Annotated in this window: 2 protein-coding genes; both read right to left on the bottom strand. The window is 32.5% G+C overall.

Annotated elements, in window-relative coordinates:
- Positions 1-253: 253 nt before the first annotated feature.
- On the bottom strand, positions 254-778 hold the full coding sequence (locus PVK70_RS18595) for a hypothetical protein (RefSeq protein WP_130049462.1): 525 nt from the start codon (positions 776-778) through the stop codon (positions 254-256).
- 19 nt (positions 779-797) lie between these two features.
- Positions 798-1,823, bottom strand: a complete 1,026-nt coding sequence (locus PVK70_RS18600; RefSeq protein WP_130049463.1) for a hypothetical protein — start codon at positions 1,821-1,823, stop codon at positions 798-800.
- Positions 1,824-2,059: the final 236 nt, after the last annotated feature.

The raw sequence follows: 2,059 nt of genomic DNA on the forward strand, positions 1-2,059 counted from the left end.
GAATTCTGAAAGTGGTTGAATATCTTGGTCTAATCTTAGTCGAGTCATAATAGCACCTTAGTTGTACTTAATTTTGTACCGATTATAGTGCAAGTATAAATATTCAGCAATACTAAGAAAAATTATAACGCCTGCATAACACGTTTACTACTATACAATAATACTTAAAATTGACGCCCTAAAACGATAAACACCCGACAACCTGAGGATGCCGAGTGTAGTAAATCGTGTTGATGCATTTGTTAAGTGCGACTTACTTATGCAGACGATCTATTTCATCATCTACGTTTTTTTTCCTTAGTTGATTAAGGAAAAAATAATTAGCAAGAATGACTCTGAAAACTGCATGAAGTTGACAAATAGTCAAGGTAGCAAGGATAAAAAAACCTGTAGACTTCAAAATCGATACATTTAATCCAAAAAAGCCCATTCCTCTAACCACTGGATATAGGAATTGAATAATCAATACACAAATTAAAACAACAGCTGATACTAATACAATCTCAACCAACTCAGAGAGATAATTAGAATCACCTTTGTTTTCATTCAGGTGAGCATAAAACTCATTTGATTTTAGATTATTACCAAATGTTTTCCCTATTGCTTTTGGGTAAATAATTGCGATCCACGCTCCGATAATCGCAAATATAATAGATGATACATTTAGCAACGCGCCAATTAAGTCTTTGTAATCTCCATATTTTATTGCAGTTATTTCAGGGTAAGTTATCCATGACATGACACCTGCGATAACTAAAATCATAAAATATTTAGTCATTTATCTCCCCTTAATTTCGTTACTGAGTGCTTATTGGGTTTTCCATTTCAGCCAAAAGCTCAACTCTTGATAAACGAACAGCCTTTAAAAGAGCCTCAACATTAATTACATGAGCTTCAAATTTAGTCACATCTAAATTAAATTTGAAACTAACATTGATACCTTTAAGCATAACTCTTTTACCAGTATTGTAAATAAATCCTGCATTTTTTAGTGTTTCATCTTCGTTATCGTAAAAGTTAGAAATTATTTTTTTCAATTGCCCCGCTGATGGTTCAAAGGCTACTTCATGCATAATATCTTTAGATTTAGAAAATGCTGGCGGGTTATCCAATAATCTAGAAAATACACGCTCAATAAGCTGCCTATCATCTGGTGTCGAATAAAGTAATGATTCTTTCTTTACAAATTTTCGAATATTAGACAAATTAGCTAAAAGTTCAGCTTCTAATTTGTTGTTTTTCCGTTTTTTGGCTAAAAATCGAGGGTGATTTTTATCACAACCTTTGGCATATTTTCCATCCTGTGAATAACCAATAACTACATCTTCCTCATTAAACACACGATATGGTGACTTATTAGATAAAAAACCATTCATATAAAGTTCTAAATTCTTCTTACCTGACGTAGAGTGATCAAATTTGATCGATGCAAAAACATTATTTTCTGGTGAAAACCAGAAATAACTAGGAAAACCAGGTATAGCAAGGCCATCAAAACCAGTTTCAAGAATTTCCGTATTCCCTGGTTTTTTATTTGGTGCCATTCCGTAAATTTTACCATTATCATTTTCAACTTCATTCCATAAAGTTAAAAATATGTCGTTTGTTACTGGACAAGTAGCCGAATCAACATAAAACGTACGCATTATTTCATTATCACGATCATGCTCATACGTTGTTGTATTCTCTAATTCTCGTCCATCTGCTCCCCATAAGGCTAATTTAGCAAAAACATCCGTTACCCCACTAAAAATTGGGTCTGTAGAACCAAATGTGTAATAACCACACTTCTCAATATTATAAAATGTAAATTTAGCTTCCAATTTTTTAACCTCTTACCTTGCCATCTAACGAAATTTTATATTTCTTATTTTTAGTGAGAAGTAGATTATATAATAGGTAATTAACAGCGCCTATAAAAATGAATCAACTTTTATCTAGATTGCTACTTTTCGACAAAAAAGCACTTAACGCCTGCATAACACGTTTGCTACGATACAAACTTAACTGAATTTTACTGCCTTAATCACTGAAACTAAAGACAAACTGACAACGCCGA

This window comes from Aliivibrio sp. A6, assembly GCF_028765505.1.
Classification (GTDB): Bacteria; Pseudomonadota; Gammaproteobacteria; order Enterobacterales; family Vibrionaceae; genus Aliivibrio; species Aliivibrio finisterrensis_A.

Coding starts and splice junctions, on each gene's coding strand:
- PVK70_RS18595 (WP_130049462.1), bottom strand. CDS start 778: ATGACTAAATATTTTATGATTTTAGTTATCGCAGGTGTCATGTCATGG.